Origin of the sequence: [Clostridium] scindens (assembly GCF_019597925.1) — a bacterium.
In the GTDB taxonomy this organism is placed as follows: domain Bacteria; phylum Bacillota; class Clostridia; order Lachnospirales; family Lachnospiraceae; genus Clostridium_AP.
Window position 1 is genome coordinate 3,226,432 of sequence record NZ_CP080442.1, and the last position, 20,686, is coordinate 3,247,117.

A 20,686-nucleotide genomic window follows, 5' to 3' on the forward strand; every position below is an offset into this window, starting at 1 on the left:
TCCCCCTACAGACAGGACCGGTAGGGAATATTCTGGGGCGCCTCGAAGCAATCCTCAAACCCTCTCCTGTGATGATAGTAGATTTTATCTTTGTCCGCCGGGTAGGTATATTTGCCGCCCACCTGCCAGAAAAACGGATGGAATTTATAAGCATTGCGGTCTTTCTTAAAATCATAGAGCAGCTTGATCTCTTCGCAGTCTGCCTGGAAATTCGTCCATACATCCCAATGAATGGGAACGACCACATCGCAGTGAAGATTCTCGGCCATGCGGAGAATATCCGTAGACGTCATCTTGTCCTGCATCCCAATTGGATTTTCTCCGAAAGAGCCAAAAGCCACGTCTATGTCATAGTCTTTTCCATGTTTTGCAAAGTAAATCGAAAAATGGGAATCTCCAGAATGATAAATATTTCCTCCTGGAGTCTTCAGCAGATAATTCACCGCTTTATCATCCATATCTGTGGGGCAGATTCCGGCCAGTTCTTCCCTGTCCTCGCCGGTAGAGTCTGTCGTAACAATGCAGGTACGGTCAAAACTATCCAGCGCCACAATCTCAATCTCTTTCACCTTGATAACATCTCCCGGCTTCACAACAACACAGCGTTCTTCGGGAACGCCCCACTTCATCCATGTTTCCACAGATTTCTTTGGCCCGATAAACGGAACTGGAATCTCCTTGCCATTTTCATCCGTAGTCATCATCCCGCTCTGGATGACGTGTGCTGCCCATTCCGCCGACATGTGGTCCTGATGATAATGGGTCGCAAGCACTGCATCGACCTGTTTGAACGCAAATGGATCAATAACAAACGGGACATTGCGAAGGTTGGGCTGCACCTCGCGCCCTCCGCACATATTTGCCATCTGATGCCCCACCTTCATCTTGCCGTCTCCATGGGTTCTTTTCCCATTGCCGCACCACAGATCCACTGTGACATTCGTGTTTTCCGGTGTCTTAAACCAGATTCCGGTACATCCAAGCCACCACATGGCAACATTTCCAGGCGGTACCATCTCATTTTCAATGTCTTCTACCAGCCAGGTTCCCCATTCCGGGAATGTACTCTTAATCCAGCTTTCTCTTGTCATTTCGCTTATCTTGCTCATTTTCATACCTCCTCTGATTCATATATTTTTTCATATAGAAGATTCATTCTCTGCTGCTTATCCATATAGTCTATGTATTTTGCCTTATCCGGCGTATACTGCTCCCTATTGTCCTGGCTGCAAATCTTACAAAATGCCTGTTCCATGCTTTCATACACGCCCATTTTGTATAATGCCGCCATCAGCGCCCCGCGTGCGGTGGCCTCGGTATCTTTCATACGCTGCAGCAAGATTCCATAGATATCCGCCTGTATCTGATTGATCACGCGGCTATTTGTCAGCCCTCCGCTGATATATGCCTGCGTAATGTCTGTATATTGCCCAAGCAGCCGGATATTATTTTTTATCTCAAAAAAGATTCCTTCTAATATGCTTTTTAACACCTCCGGCCGCGTGGTTCCTAATGTGATTCCGGTTACGGCAGCCGCCGCCTTGGGGTTCCACATGGGAGTACTCCTGCCCTGGAAGAAGGGAAGGCTCAGGCAAGACGACGGATTGCCGTATGCCTCTTTTAGTTCACGGTTAATGCGGGCATAATCTATTTCCCCATCCTCCCAGTCGTAGAAGTTTCTTAAGAACCAGTCAAATGCGGAGCAGCAGGCGAGCACGCTGGCTTCCACAATATATTTGCCTGGAACCGCCGAACAGTTACAGATCAGCTGATGTTCCATCTGCTCGGGAATATGGTCACAGGTAGCCACAAGAAATGCTCCGGTTCCTGCCACAATAGACAGCACGCCTTCTTTGAACGCCCCCTGGCCAATCGCCGCGCATTGCTGGTCTCCGCCGGATGTGATCACGGGAATTCCCTGCCTTACGCCGGTTTGCGCCGCAAACTCTCTGGATATGGATCCGCACATGCTGCCCGGCTCTCTCAATTCACAGAGATGTTCTTCCTTTACTCCAAATATCCCAAGCAGTTCCTTATCCCAACTACAGGTTTTCAGATTCATAAGATTGGATCTGCTGCCATAGGTATAATCCGTTATATAATTTCCAGTCATCCGATAGATCAGATACTCCGGAATATTTACCAGTTTTGCCGTCCTGCAATAAATCTGGGGCCTCTCCCTGCGGATCCACGCCATCTTCCCGCCCGAAAATACCGTATTCACTTTCGCGCCGCTGATATTTGCAATCTGATCGTTATATGCTTCCAGGCTTTGGCACAATTCCTGATGCCTGGCATCCTGCCACATCATTACCGGCATCAATGGCTCTCCATTCTTATCCAATGGAACGACGGAAGACCTCTGCGCCGTTATTGCAATCGCGTCTATCGTCTCCATCTCTTGCCCTGTTTCTGCCTGGATGGACTTGACGATTGTGGCCAGCACATTTACAAATTCATCCGCAGATTGTTCCAGTTCGCCTTTTGTATTGTATGACGGACGATAAGCCACCTGGTGCTGTTTTAATTTTTTCCCATCTGCCCGAAAGAGAATCCCTCTCATGCTGGATGTCCCGACATCAATGACAAGAATATTCACCGTCTTCACCTCTCTTTCTATATTCAATATAGCATTACACACTGGCGAGCAAACTTTCTTCTCAAATATGCACATATGTGCTTCTTAAAAATCGCCGCGAGATTCCCGCGAAAAAATGGGACATACCCCATTGCTGGAATATATCCCATTTTCCTTCTCCTTCTTTTTAATCCCTATATCTTTCTTTTGCTGTATTTGCCGCCTTTTTTAACACACCCTGGCCATCGCCAATATATATGCTGCTATGGCCCGGCGCAATGATCTGAGGATTCAAAGTCTTCAGCAGTTCAAAAGAATCTACATTCTTTTTTGCATCAAAATCCGGACCTCCATCCCACCCCGGATCAATTATTATTTCATCCTGTGGCGTAGCTCCTTGTAACGAAAACATATCTCCAATGAACAAGATCACTTTCCCGTCAGCCTCTGCCAAATATGCCACTGCTCCGGCTGTATGTCCGGGAATGTCAATTACCTTAAGCGTCACGTCTCCAAAGTCGAAAAAGTCTCCATCTTTTACCCCTGCCGCATGCTGGCATGTATGGAATCTTGTCCCAAACTGCTTTTCTAAAACAGCAGGCCCGCCCTGGCACAGCGCATCTTTGTCCTTATGTCCAATATAAATTTCCGCCCCTTTATCTTCAAAGCGATAAGCATTACCCGCATGATCCAAATGCGCATGCGTCAGAAAAACGGCTGTTACTTTGGATTCTAACCGATACTGCTTCATTACATCCATCATGGATCCATACTGTTTATCAGCATATCCGGCATCAATCAGAATCACGCCGCTTTCTGTATCGATTGCATAGACGTTAGAATTCATGCCGTAAATAATTCCGCTGACCTGATATACATGTTCTGTTATCCTCATTTATCCTGTCCCTCTATTGTAACTGTTTTTCTTCTGGATTCAATAAATTGTTTGATCGAATCAATGCTGAGCGCAAAAAGAAGGATTAAGCCTTTGATCATCAGCTGTACATATTCTCCTGCCCCGATCATGACCAGTCCGTTTGCCAGTACGCCAATCAGCAGCACGCCGGCAATCGAGCCTGACACCTTGCCATCGCCGCCGGTAAAGCAGATGCCGCCCAGCACGACCGAAGTCAGCACATCCATCTCCTGGCCAATGCCGGTAGAGGCCTGGCCGGAATTCACCCTGGACAGCAGGATGATTCCTGCAAGGGTCGCGAACGCCGCACAGATAACGTAAGCTGACAGATTCATAAAGTTCACATTGGTTCCGGAAAGCCTGGACGCCTCTTTGTTAGAGCCTACCGCATATAAGGTCCTTCCGTATACCGTCCTGTTCATTACAAAAGAAGTGATCAGGACACAGATGATGAACAAGATTACCGGGATGGGAATAGGGCCCGCTGAACCCTGTCCCAGTTTTGCGAATCCTTCCGGAAATCCATATATGGGCTGGGCGTTGCAGATGGTGTAGCTTAATCCTTTAAACACCCATGAGGTTCCAAGCGTTGCTATAATGCTCGGAATCTTGCAGTATGTAACAACGAACCCATTTAAAAAGCCAATCACAAGGCCAATGGCTATGCCGAGAAGCACTGTAACGCCGATGCTAAGATGCATGTTTACCATGAAGTAGGCCATGCAGATTCCAATCAAGGATACCGATGTCCCTACAGAAAGGTCCACATTTCCCAACAGCATGACGAACATCATTCCCATAGCCATTATGCCCAGGGATGATATCTGGCGCAGAATCGTCAATGCATTGGAGACTGACAGAAAGGTGGGACTGAGAATCGAAAAAAGGGCTATGATTGCCAGCAGCGCAATATATATACTTAAAGTCTGCATCTTTAAAAGTTTCTTCATAATAACCTCCGTATCTTATTATTTATCACCGGATGCCATATCCAGCACTCTGTTCTGGGTCATTTCCTCTTTTCCCAGTTCCCCTGCCATCCGATGTTCCGAGAGAACGATGAGCCGATCCGACATACCCAGAAGTTCTTCCATTTCCGATGAAATCATGATAATGGATTTCCCGTCTTCCACAAGCTGGTTCATAATCCGGTAAATCTCCTGCTTGGCGCCCACGTCCACTCCTCTGGTAGGCTCATCAAATATGAGAATATCGCTTTTTCGCACCAGCCATTTTGCAAGCACTACTTTCTGCTGGTTGCCTCCGCTTAAGTTCTTCACAGTCTGGGCAAGCCCCGGCGTTTTAATCCTGAGTATGTCTACCTGTTCCCGGGCTGCCTTTTTCTCTCTCCTTCTATCTATAACCATTTTCTTTGCAAATCTTTTCAGGGAAGGGAAGGTTATATTTTCCACGATACTCTTTCCCAGAATCAGTCCATGGAGTTTTCGATCCTCTGGAATCAGTCCGATTCCGTGATTTACGGCTGCTCTGGGGCTTGGAATATGTACTTCTCTTCCATGTACAAATATTTTTCCGCTCTCTACCCTTGCTGCTCCGAATATCATCATGGCCGTCTCTGTCCGCCCCGCGCCTACAAGGCCGGCCATTCCAAGTATCTCCCCCCCCTATGCAGGCTGAAGGATATGTCTTGTACTCCGTTACCGGTCAAATGCTCTACTCTCAGCGTCTCTTCCCCCGGCTTTGTATCTCGTTCAGGGTAGGTTTCCGACATCTCCCGTCCTACCATATAATTAATCAGATCTTTTCTTTTTACATCTTTCGTAACCACGGTTGTAATATAATGGCCATCCCGCATGACTGTACAGCGATCCGTAATTTCAAATATTTCTTCCATCCGATGAGATACGTAGATAATGGTCACTCCTCTGGCCTTCAGCTTCCGTATGGTTTGAAACAATATCTGTACATCTGAATTGGCAAGCGTCGCTGTTGGCTCATCCATGATCAATACTTTCGCATCTTTTGAAATAGCCTTTGCGATTTCTACAAACTGCATATAGGCCACGCTCAGATTTCCCGTTTTCTCCTCCGGGTCAATGTCTATTCCCAACTGTTCGAATATTCGTTTCGTCTCCGCAATCATCTTCCCCGGATCTACAAGTCTCTTCCCCGGGCCTTTTGTCTCCAGATTCCCCAGAAAAATATTTTCGTATACAGCGAGCTGGGGTGCCAGATTCAACTCCTGGTATACCACTTCGATTCCCATCTTCCTAAGCCCGTCAGGGCCCATGGCGGTCAGTTCCTGCCCTTCGAATCTGATGGAGCCTGAGTCTGGCCGCACTGCGCCTGAAATACATTTTATAATCGTCGACTTGCCTGCGCCGTTTTCCCCTACAAGCGCATGTACTTCTCCAGCCTCAAATTCCATGGAGACATCATTCAGCGCAATCACTCCAGGATAGGTTTTGGTAACATTATGAATGACTAAAACACTTTCGGGCATAATCTTCCTCCTGCTTCTCTTTCACCGTCTCTATCCTGCCTATTTGTTCATAAAATCCTTATAATCTGAGACATTTTCAATTGTTACAGGTGATACTCCCATTGTTACGACCTCATCCACCTTTTCTCCTGTAATCAGGTCATATGCCATCTCTACTGTTTTGGAACCACAGATCATATTATCCGTATCGGTCGTTCCTCTATAGCAGGTTCCTGCTGAAATATACCCAAGTGCGACTGTGGATAGGTCGCTCCCGAATATGCCGAATTTATCTGTGTCAAGTCCGGCCGATTTGACCGCCTCATATGCGCCTACTCCAGGGCCATCGGAAATGGAGCAGATCACATTGACATTCGGGTGGGCAGCAAGCATCGACTCTGTGCTTGACATGCCGGTAGAGGAATCAATGGCATCAAACTCGGCCACTATCTCTGCGTCTGGACATTCCTTCTTAATTGCTGCTTCAATAGCATCAGCCCTCTCTACCAGCACTTCCATCAGAGAATAGCCAATGATGCACACATCTGCCTTTCCGTCAAGATTCTCATTAATCCAGTCTGCTGCCATCTTTCCGATCGCAGTACCGGTTACCGTATTATCGTTTTTATACCATACATCGCAGTTGTCAAGGCCGATGCCGTAAGCAATTACCTTTATCCCTTTATCCCTGGCTTTTTGCGCCTCCTTGGACATGGACGTGGCATCAATCGCCTGAATCACAATACAGTCACAGCCGGATTCAATAAAGTTCTCCACCGCATTTAACTGTTTCGTCGCGTCATTCTCCGCATCAGAGACTAATAGTTCCATTCCAAGTTCATCTGCCTTATCTCTTGCGTCAGAAATTGCCTGAGCAATAACAGCATCTGAGGTACTCATAAGAGACCATCCTACTTTCTGGCCTCCTTCTGATTTTGCCGTGTCTTTCGAGCCGCCCTCCTGGGAGCCAGAACTATCCTTTCCACATGCGGCCATTGACACTGCCATCGCTGCTACCAATACTACTGCTAATAGTTTTTTTCTCATAATTTTCTCCTCTCATTTGTTACTTTAAATTAGTATAAATCCATTCCGTGGACGTTTCTTCTGGAAATCTTTTCCATGTATCTTTCCCAGGCGGCTCCGGCGACGCCTTTCTTACCTCTCCCTTCTGATAAGCATATTTCCCCAGAAAATTCCGATCCTGCTCCGGTGTAAGCGGAGGCCTTGTATTTGTCGGCTCCATGCTGTGAACCCAGCCTTTGTGATATTCGTTTTTCGTGGTTCTCTGCCATGCCCCGGAAAGGATCTTCCATTCCCCTTCTTCTTTTACGTGTGTCCCCGGCACCATTCCAAGGCTGATAATCGCCATTGGCTTCTCGCGGAATTTAGACAGTCCTTCCACTCCAAGGGACCACCATACTGCCCTTGCCTTTGTACATTCATCATTCACTTCGATAATCGGCGTTGTCAGCGGATGAATCAAAGAGTTTCCTTCCAGGCTGTCTACGACTGCTTTGGCCCGAAATGCCATCTCGCCCTCTACATCGAAGCTTGGATGTTTTAAGGCGTGCAGTTCCCGTCTCTTTTCCCCTATATGCTGGTCATCGTGGAAGGTCGCTGCCTGGCCTCTTAAATTCTTAATCTCCCATACAGAGAGAAGTTTTTCTACACGCTGTTCTAATTTCGCAAATTCCTCATCTGCCAGCGTATCGATTTCTGTTCTATCGCTAAACATAATCCTTCCTCCGTTCTTATTTTGTCTTATCTTTCTCCAGCATCCAGCTGCTATTTCCTTCATGTACTTCATATGGCCTTGGGCATGCAGGAATTGCTTCTCTGACTGACAATGGGGAGTATGGATTATGATAGGTTGTCGGTTTTGCCATTGGGTGGACCGGAGTGTTCAAGCGATGAATCATGCTTGTGTCCTCTACCCAGCCTTTTTTATACAGACACTTAATATATCGGAAGTAATGGAAATGCCAGATTTTCCATTCGCCATCCTCGCAAATGAAATCAGCGCCGATCATGCCCCAGGCCCAGATTGCATCCGGATCGCTATCTTCATTGGCGATCGCTCCGCCGCCCGGGCACCACCATACTGCCTTTGCCGTCTTAAGATCGCCGGCGACCTCGATCATTGGCGTTGTCAGCTGGATATCCAGCATCTCGCCCGGCTTCTGCGGTGCGCCTACGACTTCATTTACGATTGTCTCCACAGCCTCTTTCCCCTCAAATACGCCTTCATCTGCATATTCCAGCGATACATCCGCCTGATTCAGCGCGAAATGTGACAGCACCCTATCGGCCTGCCTGAAATTAAATGCGGCAACTGTTCTTCCCATCTCATTCTGAATCTCCTGATAAGCCTCTAATTTCTCAATATTTTTTATTAAATCCCTTTTCCGATTCTCGGTAACCACAGTAATCTCTCCCTTCGTCTCACTATCTTGCAAGCGTCAATCCCCCGTCTACGGCAATAATCTGTCCATTCACATAACTGGATGCAGGGGAAAGCAAGAACATGATCACTGCTGCTTCCTCTTCCGGCCTTCCTGGTCTTCCCATCGGATTGATGCTAACCAGATGCTGCATGAATTCGCCTTCTACTGCACTGTGATTACGCGGCGTATGGATCGGTCCTCCCGGACACACGCAGTTCATACGATATTTGCCCCGAGAATTCATGTTAAGTTCGACTGCCTGATGCTTGGTGTATCCGCAGATGCCTGCTTTTGCCGTCGCATACCACGGATCTCCGCCGCCTGATTCAAATACGCCTGCTACTGCCGCAACATTACAGATCGCTGCACCGTCATCTGGATCAGTCGCTTCGAATGCGAGGCAGAGCCTGTGAATCATGCCAACCGCGATCGCTGTAACTTCCTCATAATTCCAATGACTATTCAGCATCTTGGGGCCTGCGACATTTGCAAGATACTGCGGCTTGCAGAATTCCAGAGTCTCTTTCATCGCTTGATCCACTGCTTCATCAGAAGAAAGGTCCGCCTGAATTGGCTTAATATTTTTTCCGGCTTCCTCCGCTCTTTCAATCGTCTCCTGTATACCTTCCGCAAACATGTCCCAAGCCGCTACCTTATATCCGCCTTTTGCCGCAAGGATTGCAGTCGCCGCTCCAATCCCGCTGGCTGCTCCTGTGACGATAATTCCCGTTCCTTCCGGTGCTGTCCACCCGCCAAAAATAATCTTAGGTTCCTGATAATTCTGTGCCATTTCCAAATCCTCCTGTCTTATTTTTTGTTACCTTAATGATAGCACTTTTTCTTACTGCCAATTTTAAACCGTCTAAAATGCACACATGTGCGTTTTGGAGCGACTTGATAATAGTCAAAATACTCAATTTATGATATTCTTATGGTTAAAAGGGAGAGGAGGCCATGCATGAACGCAAAAGAATTAAAAAAATATAGTCTTCTAGCAGAAGTAGCCTGTGATTATTATGAAAGAGGCTTAGATCAGAACTGCATTGCCGATCGGCTATGCCTCTCTCGTACCAGAGTATCCCGCTTGCTGAAGGAAGCGCAGGAAAAAGGGATCGTCAATGTAAAGGTAACCATCAACTATCCTTATGAACGACATTTTGAGTTGGAAGAACGCTTGAAAAACAGATTTTCATTAGATGATGTGCGGGTTTTGAATAACCGGAACCGGATCAAGGAGACGATCCCGAATGATGTTGGCAATCTCGCGGCCACATATATAACGGAGCATCTCAAGAAAGATATGGTCATCGGTACTTCCTGGGGCACGACTCTGGCTAACACCGTCGAACATCTGTCTGAGAGCGCGACTCCTCTACAGGTGGTACAGTTAATGGGATCTGTCCCTTGCAGTTCCCCTTCATATACGCCGCAGGGAGTAGTAGCCAATATGGCTTCTGCTTTAAAATGCCATGGAAGTTTTTTAAATATGCCGCTTTTTATAGAAGATGATTATGTTCGCGCTTCTATGCGTCAGGATAAAAACAATCAAAAAATATTGAATCAGGGAATGTTCGCCGACATGGTGCTTACCAGTATCAATGATCTGGAAAGCGTCAATAAGAAGAACTTCTGGCTGGGGTATATGACGCCTCAGATGTATCAGGAAATCTGCGACAAAGGTGCCGTTGGCGCTCTATTCGCAAGATTTTTTGACGAGGCTGGAAATGAAATCGACTGCACCTGGAATCATTGCTGCGTATCCATCTCCTTCAAGCATATCATCAATGTCCCCAATGTCGTCTGTATTGCCTCTGGAATCCAAAAAGCGAAGGCCGTATCAATCGCCATACAAAAGAAATATATCAATACATTAATCACGGACGGAACGACAGCGTCCGCTATCATGGGACTAATCTAAAAACTCCCATCCGGGTGACAAACTATTGCTTGTCTTCCCGGATGGGAATTTTTCATATAGGGCCAAAGCCCTTTCTTTATTCGTTTATACTCTTCTACAATATCTTGGACAGGAATTCCTGAAGCCTCGGATCCTTCGGGTTTCCAAAGAATTCTTCCGGGATTCCCTGCTCTTTGATCTGGCCTTCATCCATGAAGATCACTCTGGTAGCGACTTCTTTGGCAAATCCCATCTCATGCGTGACGACCACCATGGTCATCCCGTCTCTGGCAAGCTTCTTCATCAGTTCCAATACTTCCCCGACCATCTCCGGATCCAGCGCTGAGGTAGGCTCGTCAAAAAGCATTACATCCGGATCCATAGCCAATGAGCGGATAATGGCAATACGCTGCTTCTGGCCGCCTGAAAGTTGGGATGGATAAGCATTCGCCTTCTCCTCAAGCCCTACCAGCTCCAGTAGTTCCATTCCCCGCTTCTCAGCCTCTTCCCTGCTATTTCCTAAGAGTTTAATCGGAGCCAGGGTAATATTCTGAAGAATCGTCTTATGGGGAAACAGATTGAAATGCTGGAATACCATGCCCATCTTCTGACGGTGCTTGTTGATATCCACATTCTTATCCGTAATATCGGTTCCTTCAAAGTATACATGTCCTCTGGAAGGCGTCTCCAGCAGATTCAAGGAACGCAGGAAGGTGGATTTGCCAGAGCCTGAAGGCCCGACGATTACCACTACCTCCCCTTTCCTGATCTCCTCGGAAACTCCGTTAAGCGCATGCAGTTCCCCGAATATCTTATGAAGTTCTTCTACTTTGATCAATACATCTCCGTTATTAGTGGTCACTGCTCCTTAACCTCCTTTCCAGCATATTTACAAGTTTTGTAAATACAAGCACCATAGCAAGGTAGATCAGCGCAACCGCAATCAGAGGCATAAATGCGTCATATGTACGGCTTCTGATAATATCACCGCCCTTGGTAAGATCCTGCAGGGCAATGTATCCGGACACGGAAGTCTCCTTTAAGAGAACGATGAACTCATTTCCGAGAGCCGGCAGCACATTCTTGAATGCCTGGGGCATGATGATGTACATCATCGTCTGGACATAGTTAAATCCAAGGCTTCTTCCTGCCTCGAATTGCCCGTTATCCACGGACATGATCCCGGAACGGAAAATCTCTGCCACATACGCGCCGGAATTAAGGCCAAATGCCATCACTGCCACCAGAACCTTGCTGACATCAGAACTGCCGAATATAACAAAATAAATAATCAGCAGCTGTACGACTACAGGAGTTCCGCGGATAACCGTCAGGTACAGTTTGCAGATCGCATTCAAAATGCGAAGTTTTCCCGTCTTATCATAGGTAGAGCGTACGATTGCCACTAAAAATCCCAGCACGATACCGATGATAACCGCAAAGAATGTTACCTGAAGAGTGACTCCCAGGCCTTCTGCAATATATCTCCAGCGTTCGTCCGCTATAAAATTGTTATAAAACTTATCCTGTAATGTCGATAACATACCCTACATCCTTATCCTATGAATTATTCTGCCTTGTCAGCAGAAATGTATTTTGCAACAATCTCGTCGATCTTGCCGGATTCTTTCAGGCTGGCAAGCGCTTCGTTCATCTTCTTAAGCAGGTCGTCGTTGTCTTTTGCAACTGCGATCGCATACTCTTCTTCTGTAAATGCCTCATCCAGAATCTTAAGGCCATCGGCCTCTGCCACGAACTCTTTTGCAGGCTCTCCGTCGATCACGACTGCGTCGATCTTATCCTGCGTCAATGCCTGTACCGCTTCGAATCCTTTATTGTAACGCTCAACTTTTGCATCCTCGATGTCATCTGCATAGATGTCGCCTGTTGTTCCAAGCTGAACACCGATCTTCTTGCCTGTCAGATCATCTGGTCCTGCAATATCGCTGCCTTCTTTAACGATGATTACCTGTGTCGCGGTTGCGTATGTATCTGTAAAATCAACATTCTTCTTGCGGTCTTCTGTCACAGTCATTCCTGCTGCGCCAAAATCTGCCTTTCCGCTAGTAACAGCCGGGATAATAGAATCAAACGCCATATCCTCGATCTTTACTTCCATTCCCATCTCTTCCCCGATTGCTCTCGCGATATCCGCATCAATGCCGACTACATCGTCGCCTTCGTGGAACTCATATGGCGGGAACTCTGCATTTGTCGCCATAACAAGCGTGTCCTTGGAATCTTTCTTAGATTCTTTGGAATCCTTGGAATCATCCTTTGATCCGCATGCTGCCAAAGAGAACACGCATGCTGCAACTAATAATACGCTGACTAACTTTTTCAGTTTCATAACTTCTTTCCTCCAGTATATTTAATTTACTATTTGGCGCACTGCGCCTATGAATGCATAAAAATTCAAGCCTAGTACATATTCTATCATGTTTTTCACAAAAAACAAGTATCTTTCTTTATATTTTATGCAAGAAACGTCTGAACCAATGTGACTACTACGATGATGCCTCCCAGAATGATCCTGTAGTAGCCGAATATTTTAAAGTCATGCTTCTTGATATAGCCCATCAGGAACTTGATCGCTACGACAGACAAGCCAAAGGATACCAGGCATCCCAGTATCAGCAGGCCGAATTCTGCCCCTGTAAAATGAAATCCAAACTTCACCAGTTTCAGTAGACTGGCGCCAAACATGGCCGGAATTGCCAGGAAGAATGTAAATTCTGCCGCCACTTCCCTTGACACGCCGATAATCAGAGCGCCTACGATCGTCGCTCCTGATCTGGACGTACCTGGAATCAGCGCCAGCATCTGGAATACGCCAATCCAGATCAGCATAGAAACGGACAGTTCAGATATCCTCCTTACGGATGGCTTTCTTCCCGCATTACGGTTTTCTACTATTATAAACAGCACGCCATAGACGATCAGCATAACTGCCACTGGAAACGGCTTATAAAATAGTTCATCCAGAATGTCGTTAAACAGAATTCCCACGATGCCAGCCGGAACGGATGCGATCAGCACCTTGATCCACATCTGCCAGGTCAGCATCTTCTGCTTGCTGGTCTTTCTCGGCGAGAATGGATTCAGCTTGTGGAAATACAGAACCACAACCGCCATTATGGCCCCCAGCTGGATCACCACGTTAAACATCTCCATGAACGCATCGCTCATGCTTGGCTTAAGCACGTCTCCCACCAGGATCAGATGCCCGGTACTGCTGACTGGCAGCCATTCCGTAATTCCTTCAACGATTCCAAGAATGATTACTTTTAATACATCTAACATATCTCTCTCCTTTTCTTAATCCAGCACATATTCCTCTATGAATCTGGCAACCCCTTCCTCGTCATTGGATAGCGCCACATAGTCTGCTGCTTCTTTTACCTCTTCTGTTCCGTTTTCCATAGCTACTCCGGTTCCCACCTTCTGCATCATATACAGATCATTGGACCCATCCCCGAAAGCCAGGATATTTTCCCTTCTGATGCCAAGTCTTTTCCCCAGATCAATCAATGCATCGCCTTTATTCACGCCCTGCGCATTGACCTCGATATTCTTATCCAGGGCTCCTGTAACCACGATGCCTGGAATGCTTTTTAGTTCTTCTGCCGCCGCGTCCCGGTCTCCTAAGGATGCGAACAGTCCCTGCATCTTATCCACCGCACGGTTCTCTGCCTCGAACTTGGCACGTACATCCGGCACCGGCCTTCGGGTCGTCACAATATAGTTAGCCATAGGCGGAGACTCTATATAGCGCTCGACATTCTTAAGCGCCTCTTCCTGGGCATAGCCGATTCCATCATAGTATATCTCCCGAAGCGTATCATAATGTTCAAAGATTTCCAGAACCTTTCTGGCGATCGGCGCGGAAACCAGTTTTTCCTCTATGGTCCTGCCAGTCTGGGATTCTACCACTCTTGCTCCGTTGGCTGTAATGGCGTAGCGTATCCCCGGAAAATGGAGCAGTTCGCATGGTATGCCGCTCAGGGGCCTCCCGGTAGCCGGAAGAACTACGATTCCCTGGGCAATTGCTTTTCTTAGGATCTCCTTTGTATAAGGGGTAAATTCTTTTTCGGTAGTTAATAGCGTTCCATCCAGATCCAGCCCGATCATTCTGGCCTTAATCTTCATATGCCGTTAATTCCTTTCTGTCTTTTGAAAACCGCATTAATGTCTTGCTGACCTTATCCTTGCTCTGCTCATAAGCATTTTCCCCATGCTCCACCATCTTTTCCACCACCATCTTCTGGCTTGCCGGAGCAAATAATATGGTATCCTTGGCCGGCACCATGATTACCAGGTCATCTTTCAGCTTATCTACGCACACCTGCCAGATATGCTTAAAGCACAGCGCGCTGGCCTCATGATGGCCATCTGCTATAATGCCGAATCCCCCATACCAGGTATTTGCGATCACGAATTCCACATCCCGGATCAGATTCTCGCAGGAAGCGTGATAGAGTTCCTCGATATCGCAATCCGGAGGCAGCATATTATCCTTGAGGACTTCAAATACATCTTCTCCCCTCTTGATCACAAATATAACCGACAGGTCTTCCATAAATGCTACCACCGGCGTATCTTTTTCTGAGATGCGCTTCCCATTCAGCGCCTGGCTGTCGGTCAGCTCGCTTTTGACCCAGGGATAGATCTTTTCCTTGATGTTTTCATATTTATAATGCTCTTCTTCGTATTTTCTCATTGTCTTTTCCTCTCAATCATACATTCTATGTTCTATTCTAACAAAATTTGCTTTATAAAGCAATTTGTTGTATAATAGATAAGCACTCGCTAGAAAAGGAAAGGATGTGTATATGATAAGTACGAAAAAGAAACGTATATTACGGTCAGCCCTGGCGCTGGTTCTAACCGCCGTAACAATTGCTTCTGTGAATACTTCGGTATATTCGGCACCTTCCGCAGAAGAACTGGAAGATACTACCTCCGGCCTGCAGGGTGAATTGGATGATTTGAACAGTCAATTATCGTCCTTAAGCGCTGAACTGGACTCAGCCTCTTCAAAGATTGAAGATTTATCCGCTGATGTAGAAAAAGCCAAGCTTGACCTGGCGGCAGCCCAGCTTAATGAGGACGCACAGTATGATGCCATGAAGGACAGGATTAAGTTCATGTATGAAGGCGGCAGCGCCTCCTTGATTCAGATCTTATTCTCTTCTCAAAATATGGCGGATTTTCTTAACAAAGCAGAATATGTAACAACGATAAGCGAATATGACAGATCCATGCTGGACGAGTTGCGCGATGTGCGTATCAGCGTCGAAGAAAAGCAGTCGGATCTGGTGAGCAAGCAGCAAGAACTTGCTTCATTGCAGGAAAACCTGGAGGCAAAAAAGAATGAGCTGAATTCCAAGATCTCATCTACCTCCGGACAGCTGGATGATTATAAATCGCAGCTGGAACGCGCAAAGGCCGCCGAGGAAGCCAGCAAAGTGGCACAGAACAATGATATTTCCGGCTCCGTTACGCCTCCTGCCAATAATGGTAACAGTAACAACAGCAGCAATTCGAATTCCAACTCTGGTCAGATAAATGCTAACACCAGTGATGTCGCATTATTTGCTGCTCTTCTCGAGTGCGAATCCGGCAGTTACGACGGCATGCTTGCCGTTGCAACGGTTATTATGAACAGGGTTGCAAGCCCCAGCTATCCCAATTCGATACGCGAAGTCATCTATCAGCCAGGCCAGTTCGGCCCAACCTGGAATGGCAGTCTGAACAGAGTTCTGGCAAGAGGGCCTTCCTCAACAGCCTATTCTGTCGCCCAGGCGGCTTTAGGCGGCGCACGCCACTCTGCCGTCATCAATTGCTATTCTTTTAATGGAGCGGCATGGACTGATGTACCGGGAGTCGTGATCGGTGGAAATGTATTCTATTAGAAATATAATAGTCATATAATGCAGGATTATATCAAAGGGCATTACTATCGGGAAATAGTAATGCCCTTTTTGTCTATTGATAATCCATCACATCAATCCATTTCATCAGGAAATCTTTTTCCAGCTCATTGTCTTTCTCCAGCTGCGAAGCTGCTACGATCGGAAGCCACTGCTGCACGTACTGTCTGGCGGTGTCGCTCTTCTTGCAGAATAGGTTCAGATACAGGTCTGCCGCTTCCTGATCCTTAAGCGCGAACAGAAGATAGGTCATTGCCGCATCGGCGCTTGCATTTCCCTGGGTGGCATGCGCCCAGTCAACAACCGTCATCTTCCCGTTCTTTCCTACGATCACATTGCTGGGATTGAAATCTCCGTGACATAGCTTCGTATGCTTTGGCATGCTTTCTAACCGGGTCAGAAGTTCATATCTCTGAGTAGCATCCAGTTCTTTCAAGCCATTGATCTGCCTTGCAAGCTTATCCTTCAGCTTGTTCAGCAGCGGCGCCTTCTTCTCATGTACCTTCAACTGCAGATCCACGAAATCAGACATGTATTTCTCCAGGTTGTCATGGTCGATCTTCATCATCTCTTCCAGCGTCTTGCCATCCTTGTATTCGATGACCAGCGACCACTTCCCGTCGATCTGGGTCACTTCCTTCAGCTTTGGTATATCTAAGCCAGTCTCTTCTACCCTTACCGTATTCAAAGCCTCATTAAAGACTGCTGACTTCGGATGGAAGGTCTCAAATACTTTGACAATGCTATTATCGCATTTATAAACCTCTTTGTAAGGACGTTTTAATATCAGATTACCATTCTCCAGTTTCATAAGCCATACCTCCTTGTAGTATTTGCCGTTCATTTATTTGTTGGCTTAATTATACACCCGTAGAAATCATTTGAAAAGCATTTTTTGATATTTTTTTAACTTATATTTTTTACTTATTTTTATTGTTATTTTTTTAACTAACTTATCTATTTTTTATTTATTTAGAATAACTTCCTATGATCTCTTTTTTAATATCAGTTTCCATCTGCTAGTGAATTTTACGCTATATACAATTTGCTTCATTCTGCCGCACCGGTCACATCTTTCCGGGTAAACATACACCAGTACATCATTTTTATCCAAATCCAGACCCAAAGTATTATTTATACAGTTCCTGCAATATCCCAGATCCTGTATCTTACGCATTTTGCTCATTTTATCCCCTATCGCATAATATCTTTTTTAAAACTATATCCATGGTAATAATATCATATATAAAACGATATCTCAAGAAAAACATCGTATTATACATGATATTAATTGCCATACTATCGTTTACAATGGTTTATACAGGTGGTGAAAATATGTACGAGGACTTATTTTATCAAAGACTTATCGAATTACGTACAAAAAAGGGGGTATCTGCCCGGGATATGAGCCTTTCGATCGGACAGAATGCCGGATATATTAATGGATTGGAAAACCGTAAGGGTCTTCCCTCCATGGCTGTCTTTTTTTATATTTGTGATTTTCTGGAAGTTACCCCGAGCGAATTCTTTAATGTAGATATCGAGGAGCCGCAGAAGTTAAAAGAACTATATGAAGAAATCAAGTCATTTGATTCTGAACGTCTGGAACTTTTGGCGCGCTTAATCAAATATATGCGGTAGGCCTTCTGCTATAAACAGACAAAGAGCAAGAGCGCAGCGGTTCGCTGCGCTCTTGCTCTTTGTCTCTTATTTTCCGTAGTAGCATTTCAGGTAGATTTCCTTAATCTCTTTCATCAGAGGATATCTTGGGTTGGCGCCTGTACACTGATCGTTGAAGGCCTGCTCCACCATGTCATCCAATGTATCAAGGAAGTACTTCTCGTCTACGCCGTAGTCTTTGATCGTCTTCTTGATTCCAATCGTATCTTTTAATTCTTCCAGTTTCTTACAGAAGTTATCAAATACCTCCTGGTCATCCTTGCCCTGGCATCCTGCGAATCGTCCTAACTCTGCATATCTGGCCAGCGCATGTGGATACTGGTATTGGGAGAATGTTCCCATCTTGGTTGGAACTTCTGCCGCGTTGTATTTCATTACCTCTGTCAGGATTACTGCGTTTGCAACGCCGTGTGGCAGATGATGGAATGCGCCAAGCTTATGGGCCATAGAGTGGTTCAGTCCCAGGAATGCGTTGGCAAATGCCATACCAGCCATGCAGGAGGCATTGGCCATCTTCTCTCTTGCCTCAGGGTCATTGGCTCCATTTTCATATGCAGATGGCAGGTAGTCGAACACTGCCTTTACCGCCTTCATTGCAAGTCCGTCTGTATAGTCGGTTGCCATGATGGATACATATGCCTCGATGGCATGTGTCATGACGTCGATACCGGATGCGCTGGTCAGTCCTTTTGGCTGAGTCATCATGTTATCTACGTCTACGATTGCCATGTTTGGAAGCAGCTCGTAGTCAGCGATCGGCCATTTTACCCCTGTCTCTGCGTCTGTGATAATTGCAAATGGGGTAACTTCAGAACCTGTTCCTGAAGAGGTAGGGATTGCCACGAAGTATGCCTTCTCGCCCATCTTCGGGAAGGTATATACCCTCTTTCGGATATCCATGAAGTCCATAGCCATATCTTCGAAGTTTGCTTCCGGATGCTCATACATCAGCCACATAATCTTGGCAGCATCCATTGCGGAGCCTCCGCCAAGCGCTATGATGGTGTCTGGCTCGAAGGCCCTCATCTGGTCAGTACCCTTCTGGGCGCACTGTAATGTCGGGTCCGGAGCAACCTCATAGAAGCAGGTATGCTGGATTCCCATTTCATCCAGTTTTGCTTCGATTGGAGCAACATAGCCGTTCTTATATAAGAAGGAGTCAGTTACGATGAATGCTTTCTTCTTATTCATAACTGTTCCAAGTTCATCAAGCGCAACAGGCATACAGCCTTTCTTAAAGTATACCTTCTCAGGTGTTCTAAACCACAGCATGTTTTCTCTCCTCTCAGCAACCGTCTTAATATTAATCAAGTGTTTTACTCCTACGTTCTCTGATACGGAGTTTCCTCCCCAGGAACCGCAGCCAAGGGTAAGAGATGGAGCAAGCTTGAAGTTATACAGGTCGCCGATGCCGCCCTGGGAAGATGGCGTATTGATCAAGATACGGCAGGTCTTCATTGCTTCGGCATGCTTTGCGATCTTCTCTTTCTGGGCCGGATGTACATACAGGGAAGCCGTATGTCCGTATCCGCCGTCGGCAACCAGCTGCTCTGCTTTTGCAAGCGCCTCATCGAATGTCTTTGCCCTGTACATTCCGAGTACCGGAGACAACTTCTCATGCGCGAATTCTTCGGATATGTCAACAGATTCTACTTCTCCGATCAGGATCTTGGTATCTTCCGGAACGTTAACGCCGGCCATCTTCGCAATCTCATATGCGGATTTACCAGGAATCTTGTTGTTCAGAGCGCCATTGATGATGATGGTCTTGCGTACCTTATCTAATTCTTCGCCTTTCTTAAGGAAATAGCATCCGCGGTATGCAAATTCTTTCTTTACTTCATCGTAAATGCTGTCCAGGACGGTTACTGACTGCTCGGATGCGCAGATCATGCCGTTGTCAAATGTCTTGGAGTGGATGATGGAACTTACTGCCATCTTAATATCTGCCGTGTCATCGATGATGACCGGAGTATTTCCAGGTCCTACGCCAAGTGCCGGCTTTCCTGCGGAATAAGCTGACTTAACCATTCCAGGGCCGCCTGTGGCAAGCGTGATATCTGCATCTTTCATTACTGTATTTGTAAGTTCCAGGGATGGAACATCAATCCAGCCGATGATTCCTTCCGGAGCGCCTGCTTTTACAGCGGCGTCCAGGACGATCTTGGCTGCGGCAATCGTACAAGCCTTTGCAGCTGGGTGCGGGCTGATGATGATTGCGTTTCTTGTCTTCAGACAGATCAATGTCTTAAATATTGCGGTTGACGTAGGGTTGGTCGTAGGGATGACTGCTGCCACCAGTCCGATTGGCTCTGCAATCTTCTTGATTCCGTATGCGGCATCTTCTTCCAGCACGCCGCATGTCTTTGTGTTCTTGTAAGCATTGTAGATATACTCAGCTGCATAGTGGTTCTTGATCACCTTGTCTTCCACGATCCCGCGTCCGGTCTCTTCTACTGCCTGCTTTGCAAGCGGAATACGCATCTTGTTTGCTGCCATTGCTGCCTCGTAGAAGATCTTGTCTACCTGCTCCTGCGTGTATGTAGCAAATATCTTCTGAGCCTCCCTCATCGCCTTCATCTTGGCTTCGAGGGCCTCTACGCTGTCAATGATTTCTGGTACTACTTCCTTCTTCTTAGCCATCTTGATTATCCTCCCTGTGAATATGTATTCTTGAATATGTATTCTTTATTACAGGTCATAGTATACGAAATCGTTAATTATTTGTCAATAGGTAATTGATATTTTTTTAACGAATTTTTCAAGTTCACATATTTTTCCACCAAAAAAGC

General features: G+C 46.3%; 19 protein-coding genes and 1 pseudogene. 3 read left to right on the top strand and 17 right to left on the bottom strand.

Going from position 1 to position 20,686, the window contains the following annotated elements; translation table 11 throughout:
* Positions 1-5 precede the first annotated feature (5 nt).
* The 9 genes and pseudogenes from ulaG to K0036_RS15435 all read right to left on the bottom strand — a co-directional run bounded on the left by ulaG (position 6) and on the right by K0036_RS15435 (position 9,174).
* Complete coding sequence (gene ulaG / locus K0036_RS15395; RefSeq protein ID WP_220430129.1) at positions 6-1,109, bottom strand: L-ascorbate 6-phosphate lactonase; 1,104 nt, start codon at positions 1,107-1,109, stop codon at positions 6-8.
* A gap of 2 nt (positions 1,110-1,111) precedes the next feature.
* Positions 1,112-2,599: an FGGY-family carbohydrate kinase gene (locus K0036_RS15400; RefSeq protein ID WP_220430130.1), complete on the bottom strand. Its 1,488-nt coding sequence runs from the start codon at positions 2,597-2,599 to the stop codon at positions 1,112-1,114.
* A 166-nt stretch (positions 2,600-2,765) separates the two neighbouring features.
* A complete protein-coding gene (locus K0036_RS15405; protein ID WP_025642276.1) occupies positions 2,766-3,473 on the bottom strand; it encodes an MBL fold metallo-hydrolase in 708 nt (235 codons plus the stop codon).
* Complete coding sequence (locus K0036_RS15410; RefSeq protein WP_025642275.1) at positions 3,470-4,444, bottom strand: ABC transporter permease; 975 nt, start codon at positions 4,442-4,444, stop codon at positions 3,470-3,472. Before K0036_RS15410 ends, K0036_RS15405 begins: the two co-directional genes overlap by 4 nt.
* Positions 4,445-4,462: 18 nt before the next feature.
* Positions 4,463-5,958, bottom strand: a pseudogene (locus tag K0036_RS19690) (sugar ABC transporter ATP-binding protein).
* 39 nt (positions 5,959-5,997) lie between these two features.
* Positions 5,998-6,984 (bottom strand): sugar ABC transporter substrate-binding protein, encoded by a 987-nt coding sequence (locus tag K0036_RS15420; RefSeq protein WP_025642272.1) that lies wholly within the window; start codon positions 6,982-6,984, stop codon positions 5,998-6,000.
* A gap of 19 nt (positions 6,985-7,003) precedes the next feature.
* Positions 7,004-7,675, bottom strand: coding sequence for a nuclear transport factor 2 family protein (locus K0036_RS15425; protein ID WP_025642271.1), 672 nt, complete (start codon positions 7,673-7,675; stop codon positions 7,004-7,006).
* Positions 7,676-7,691: 16 nt separating this feature from the next.
* A complete protein-coding gene (locus K0036_RS15430; RefSeq protein WP_252998667.1) occupies positions 7,692-8,396 on the bottom strand; it encodes a nuclear transport factor 2 family protein in 705 nt (234 codons plus the stop codon).
* On the bottom strand, positions 8,386-9,174 hold the full coding sequence (locus tag K0036_RS15435; RefSeq protein ID WP_025642268.1) for an SDR family NAD(P)-dependent oxidoreductase: 789 nt from the start codon (positions 9,172-9,174) through the stop codon (positions 8,386-8,388). The genes K0036_RS15430 and K0036_RS15435 overlap by 11 nt, the downstream gene beginning before the upstream one ends.
* 168 nt (positions 9,175-9,342) lie before the next feature.
* Here K0036_RS15435 and K0036_RS15440 point away from each other — a divergent pair, with 168 nt between their 5' ends.
* Positions 9,343-10,302, top strand: a complete 960-nt coding sequence (locus K0036_RS15440) for a sugar-binding transcriptional regulator (RefSeq protein WP_220430131.1) — start codon at positions 9,343-9,345, stop codon at positions 10,300-10,302.
* A 94-nt stretch (positions 10,303-10,396) separates the two neighbouring features.
* On the opposite strand, the gene K0036_RS15445 is transcribed toward K0036_RS15440, so the two are convergent.
* The 6 genes from K0036_RS15445 to K0036_RS15470 all read right to left on the bottom strand — a co-directional run bounded on the left by K0036_RS15445 (position 10,397) and on the right by K0036_RS15470 (position 15,001).
* On the bottom strand, positions 10,397-11,143 hold the full coding sequence (locus tag K0036_RS15445; RefSeq protein WP_310593062.1) for an amino acid ABC transporter ATP-binding protein: 747 nt from the start codon (positions 11,141-11,143) through the stop codon (positions 10,397-10,399).
* Positions 11,133-11,825, bottom strand: a complete 693-nt coding sequence (locus K0036_RS15450) for an amino acid ABC transporter permease (RefSeq protein ID WP_173694452.1) — start codon at positions 11,823-11,825, stop codon at positions 11,133-11,135. The genes K0036_RS15445 and K0036_RS15450 overlap by 11 nt, the downstream gene beginning before the upstream one ends.
* A 23-nt stretch (positions 11,826-11,848) precedes the next feature.
* Positions 11,849-12,631, bottom strand: coding sequence for a basic amino acid ABC transporter substrate-binding protein (locus tag K0036_RS15455; protein ID WP_173694453.1), 783 nt, complete (start codon positions 12,629-12,631; stop codon positions 11,849-11,851).
* Positions 12,632-12,756: 125 nt separating this feature from the next.
* The gene (locus tag K0036_RS15460; protein ID WP_173694454.1) at positions 12,757-13,584 is read right to left on the bottom strand and encodes an undecaprenyl-diphosphate phosphatase; all 828 of its coding nucleotides are present in this window, start codon (positions 13,582-13,584) and stop codon (positions 12,757-12,759) included.
* A 15-nt stretch (positions 13,585-13,599) separates the two neighbouring features.
* Complete coding sequence (locus tag K0036_RS15465; RefSeq protein WP_220430132.1) at positions 13,600-14,430, bottom strand: Cof-type HAD-IIB family hydrolase; 831 nt, start codon at positions 14,428-14,430, stop codon at positions 13,600-13,602.
* On the bottom strand, positions 14,420-15,001 hold the full coding sequence (locus K0036_RS15470) for a hypothetical protein (protein WP_220430133.1): 582 nt from the start codon (positions 14,999-15,001) through the stop codon (positions 14,420-14,422). The genes K0036_RS15465 and K0036_RS15470 overlap by 11 nt, the downstream gene beginning before the upstream one ends.
* Positions 15,002-15,113: 112 nt before the next feature.
* Here K0036_RS15470 and K0036_RS15475 point away from each other — a divergent pair, with 112 nt between their 5' ends.
* A complete protein-coding gene (locus K0036_RS15475; protein ID WP_173694457.1) occupies positions 15,114-16,196 on the top strand; it encodes a cell wall hydrolase in 1,083 nt (360 codons plus the stop codon).
* A 73-nt stretch (positions 16,197-16,269) separates the two neighbouring features.
* On the opposite strand, the gene K0036_RS15480 is transcribed toward K0036_RS15475, so the two are convergent.
* Positions 16,270-17,025 carry an aminoglycoside phosphotransferase family protein gene (locus tag K0036_RS15480; RefSeq protein WP_330627161.1) on the bottom strand — a complete coding sequence of 252 codons (756 nt, stop codon included), beginning with the start codon at positions 17,023-17,025 and terminating at the stop codon, positions 16,270-16,272.
* 524 nt (positions 17,026-17,549) lie between these two features.
* On the opposite strand from K0036_RS15480, the gene K0036_RS15485 reads away from it, so the two are divergent.
* Positions 17,550-17,855 carry a helix-turn-helix domain-containing protein gene (locus K0036_RS15485; RefSeq protein WP_173694459.1) on the top strand — a complete coding sequence of 102 codons (306 nt, stop codon included), beginning with the start codon at positions 17,550-17,552 and terminating at the stop codon, positions 17,853-17,855.
* Positions 17,856-17,921: 66 nt separating this feature from the next.
* On the opposite strand, the gene adhE is transcribed toward K0036_RS15485, so the two are convergent.
* On the bottom strand, positions 17,922-20,537 hold the full coding sequence (adhE, locus tag K0036_RS15490; protein WP_220430135.1) for a bifunctional acetaldehyde-CoA/alcohol dehydrogenase: 2,616 nt from the start codon (positions 20,535-20,537) through the stop codon (positions 17,922-17,924).
* Positions 20,538-20,686: the final 149 nt, after the last annotated feature.

Excerpts from the sequence above, each read along its gene's own strand:
- K0036_RS15440 (WP_220430131.1), top strand. The coding sequence starts at position 9,343 with ATGAACGCAAAAGAATTAAAAAAATATAGTCTTCTAGCAGAAGTAGCC.
- K0036_RS15420 (WP_025642272.1), bottom strand. The coding sequence starts at position 6,984 with ATGAGAAAAAAACTATTAGCAGTAGTATTGGTAGCAGCGATGGCAGTG.
- K0036_RS15475 (WP_173694457.1), top strand. The coding sequence starts at position 15,114 with ATGATAAGTACGAAAAAGAAACGTATATTACGGTCAGCCCTGGCGCTG.
- K0036_RS15470 (WP_220430133.1), bottom strand. The coding sequence starts at position 15,001 with ATGAGAAAATACGAAGAAGAGCATTATAAATATGAAAACATCAAGGAA.
- K0036_RS15410 (WP_025642275.1), bottom strand. The coding sequence starts at position 4,444 with ATGAAGAAACTTTTAAAGATGCAGACTTTAAGTATATATATTGCGCTG.
- K0036_RS15465 (WP_220430132.1), bottom strand. The coding sequence starts at position 14,430 with ATGAAGATTAAGGCCAGAATGATCGGGCTGGATCTGGATGGAACGCTA.
- K0036_RS15485 (WP_173694459.1), top strand. The coding sequence starts at position 17,550 with ATGTACGAGGACTTATTTTATCAAAGACTTATCGAATTACGTACAAAA.
- K0036_RS15425 (WP_025642271.1), bottom strand. The coding sequence starts at position 7,675 with ATGTTTAGCGATAGAACAGAAATCGATACGCTGGCAGATGAGGAATTT.
- K0036_RS15450 (WP_173694452.1), bottom strand. The coding sequence starts at position 11,825 with ATGTTATCGACATTACAGGATAAGTTTTATAACAATTTTATAGCGGAC.
- K0036_RS15460 (WP_173694454.1), bottom strand. The coding sequence starts at position 13,584 with ATGTTAGATGTATTAAAAGTAATCATTCTTGGAATCGTTGAAGGAATT.
- adhE (WP_220430135.1), bottom strand. The coding sequence starts at position 20,537 with ATGGCTAAGAAGAAGGAAGTAGTACCAGAAATCATTGACAGCGTAGAG.
- K0036_RS15435 (WP_025642268.1), bottom strand. The coding sequence starts at position 9,174 with ATGGCACAGAATTATCAGGAACCTAAGATTATTTTTGGCGGGTGGACA.
- K0036_RS15405 (WP_025642276.1), bottom strand. The coding sequence starts at position 3,473 with ATGAGGATAACAGAACATGTATATCAGGTCAGCGGAATTATTTACGGC.
- K0036_RS15480 (WP_330627161.1), bottom strand. The coding sequence starts at position 17,025 with ATGAAACTGGAGAATGGTAATCTGATATTAAAACGTCCTTACAAAGAG.
- K0036_RS15455 (WP_173694453.1), bottom strand. The coding sequence starts at position 12,631 with ATGAAACTGAAAAAGTTAGTCAGCGTATTATTAGTTGCAGCATGCGTG.
- ulaG (WP_220430129.1), bottom strand. The coding sequence starts at position 1,109 with ATGAGCAAGATAAGCGAAATGACAAGAGAAAGCTGGATTAAGAGTACA.